Origin of the sequence: Novipirellula sp. (genome assembly GCF_041583735.1) — a bacterium.
In the GTDB taxonomy this organism is placed as follows: Bacteria; Planctomycetota; Planctomycetia; order Pirellulales; family Pirellulaceae; genus Novipirellula.
In genome coordinates, this window is the sequence record NZ_JBFHFD010000811.1 from 1 (window position 1) to 3,305 (window position 3,305).

A 3,305-nucleotide genomic window follows, 5' to 3' on the forward strand; every position below is an offset into this window, starting at 1 on the left:
CTCAAAACTTCCCGATGCAACGCGACCGAAACAAGTTGAAGCCATGATGCAAATCCACCGACCATTCGTGATGTTGCTGTCGCTACTACTTTTAAGTCTATGGACAGCGGAGTCGCGGGCTCAATCCACGCCAGCGGGGGCACTGATTCCCAATGGTCAATTCGAAGTGGATCAAGATGGCGACCAATGGCCCGATGGTTGGGCCAAGGTCAACTCAGGCGGAAAGTGGGTCGAAGAAGACGGCAACCACTTTGTGCGATTGACCAGCCCATCGCCCGGAACGATGGTGATGCTGTATCAGGAGTTTGCCATTCCGGCGGGTGTCGAAGCGATCGAATTTTCGTGGAGGCAGCGGATCCGTGGACTCAAGGTTGGCAAGCAATCGTGGTTCGACGCCCGTATCTTAATGGAGTTTTTAAACGCATCGCGTGAAAAGGTCACCCCAACGCCGCGGGCACCGGCATCGCGTAGCGATACCGATGGTTGGGCCGAAAAGAGTTCGACGTTCCTGGTGCCTGAAGACGCGAAAACACTAAAGTTCATGCCATGTCTGTTTCAGGTTCACTCCGGAACATTCGATTTAGATGACGTCGTACTACGCAGCGTGGACGCCACACCGATTCGACGCGAAGCCGAGGCTGCTGCAGCAGAGCGACAAGAGAAACTTGCGGCCGATGCAGCGAAACGCAGGTCGAAAGCGGCGATCGTGCTGGCCGAACACCGTTCACTGATTACCAATGGCGACTTTGAAACGGATGCGAAATCCGACGGCTGGCCGGACGATTGGGGGCGACTGAAAGTCGGCGGAAGCTGGGAACAAGAGCAAGACAACCACTTCTTGCGGCTGAAGTCCCCGGCGCCGAACACCATGGTCATGGCGTATCGCACCTTCGATCTTCCTGCCGCGACCGAAGCACTTGAGTTGACGTGGCGTCAGCGTGTGACCGGTCTGAAGAAGGGAACTTCGCCTTGGTTTGATGCGCGGATCATGATCGAGTTTTTAGGGGTCGATGGAAAGAAGCTGAAGCAGTCGCCCTCACCTCTCTATTCGCAAAAAGACACCGATGGCTGGACCGACCGCAGCACTCAGTTCCTAGTGCCCGAGGATGCATTGACGTTGGTGTTGATGCCAAGTTTGTTTCAGGTGCAATCGGGCACACTCGACCTGGATGACATTGCACTCCGACCTGTTAGCCCGGACGCGCTGATCGCTACGTCAAAGCAGCGGGAAGCGGAAGCGAAGGCTCGCTATGTTCCACCGGAACAACCCAAGCGATCGAATTGGCCAAGCGAACTGCGTGTGGTTGGCAACCGATTGCACGACACAAACGGCCACGAAGTATGGCTGCAAGGCGTCAATGCGGGCGGCTTAGAAACACTGCCCCATGACCGCCAGGTGATCAAGTCCGTTGTGGTCGCCATCGACCAATGGAAATCCAACTGTGTGCGTGTCCCTATGAACGAAGCATTCTGGTATGGCAAAAGTGCGTATCAGAAAGATGGCGGCAAAGAGTACCGAGAGATCATTGACCAAATCATCACTCTCGCTGCGAATCGGGGAGCCTATATCGTGATTGACCTGCATCGCTTTCGCGCCCCGAAGCAATCGCATGCCGCGTTTTGGAAGGACTTTGCCGGGCTCTACCGCGACCACCCTGCAGTGCTGTTCGATGTCTTCAACGAACCTCACGGCGTCACTTGGGAACAATGGCGCAGCGGCGGTTGGATCGGCGAAAAGTCGGGGACTGACGAGTCTGCATTCCTGAGCGACGAAGAGAAAACGAAGAATCAGGGATTTGAATCTGTTGGCATGCAGGGACTCGTCGATGCGGTTCGCGAAAGCGGAGCCAAAAACATCATTATCGCAGGAGGCATTTTCTGGTGTAACGACCTGTCTGGAATCACTCGTGGATACGCGCTGGACGATAAAACGGGCAACGGCATCATGTATTCCTGGCACACGTACAACTGGCACACCGATTGGGAAGACAAGATGCTGGCAACGGCGGCTCAGCATCCTATTTTCTTAGGCGAAGTCGGGGCCGATACCAAGAAGATGGACTTTGTTCCGGCGGATGACCAAGAAGACCCGTATACGTGGGTACCCGATATGTTGGGATTTATCCAGAAACATCGCCTCAACTGGACCGGATGGTGTCTACACCCAAAAGCCTCGCCGGTGATGATTTCCGATTGGAGCTACACTCCGACACCATACTGGGGTGAGTTCGCGAAACAGGCTTTGTCCGGCCGCAAGTTTCCTCTGAACAAAACGCGGTAAAGCAAATACCCACGGATAATGCCCACCGATGACGCCGCGTACCGGGCCCGGTGCTGATACGCTTTCGAATCGGCGTCGAGATCGTCGATTTGTCCACGAAACGTGGACAAGCGGATCAGCGAGGATTGTGGGGTGCGAACGTCTTGACGACTTTCGCTACGGAATCATCAGCGACTAAACCAAAGTTTCCAGCAAGCGGCGTAGCTTCCTCAGTTCCACGCGATGATCGAGCCCTTCGATCGGTGACATGTGCACGGTCAGGGCTCGGTCGTACTTCTCGCGTTCAAGCTGTGTGACGAGCTTGCCATAATCGACTTCGCCTTGGCCGACGCTGACTTGGAATGCATCGGGACGTGTGTCGCGAAGATGCACATTGCAGACGAACTTCAGAATCTTGTCCAAGTTCTTGGTGTTCGCTTTACCCGCGATATAGACGCTAGGGTCAAACGTCACGCCAAGTCCGTCGACGTTATTACACAACACCATCAGCGTATCGGGGTCTTCGCTCAGACACCCCAATTGGCAGCGGACCGCCACCCGGGCACCTTCGGTTTCGGCAACCTTGACCAACTTTTGAAGATGTTCGACTTCTTCGTTGAACGGGGTTCCGAGTTCGGCTGAGGGAACGGTGATATTGACGACCTTGGTCGCTTTGGCGATGCGGCAAATCTCTTTGAAGTCAGCGTAGTGCTGATCACCGGTCGATGCGAGCTGGACACTGTAGCCCGAAATATCCATGCGATGCGAGCTACGCAAAATCTGAGCCGCCCGATCGACGTCAGTCACCAAGTCGCTGGGTTTGATTTTCCCCGATTCGTGCAGCGCGATTTCGACCGCAGTGAACTCCAAATCTTGAAGCACTTCGATTGCTTCACGCAATTCCATTTCGGGCCAACATTCTGTCGAAGCAGCAACAATCATAAGAGCATCCTATCCCGTTGTTCTATCAAGTGCGTTTTTAACGCTTGGTCTTTTCGTTTTTTACAGCTTACAAAGAAAACGTGCTCCAGCAAAACCCCGTTCA

General features: G+C 54.4%; 2 protein-coding genes. One reads left to right on the forward strand and one right to left on the reverse strand.

What is annotated here, in order from left to right; genetic code table 11:
• The coding region (locus ABX962_RS33090; protein WP_372725954.1) for a glycoside hydrolase family 5 protein at window positions 1-2,281 on the forward strand (2,281 nt) is incomplete at its 5' end.
• A 174-nt stretch (window positions 2,282-2,455) separates the two neighbouring features.
• Here the strand turns inward: ABX962_RS33090 and ABX962_RS33095 are convergent.
• Window positions 2,456-3,202 (reverse strand): sugar phosphate isomerase/epimerase, encoded by a 747-nt coding sequence (locus ABX962_RS33095; RefSeq protein ID WP_339942815.1) that lies wholly within the window; start codon window positions 3,200-3,202, stop codon window positions 2,456-2,458.
• Window positions 3,203-3,305: the final 103 nt, after the last annotated feature.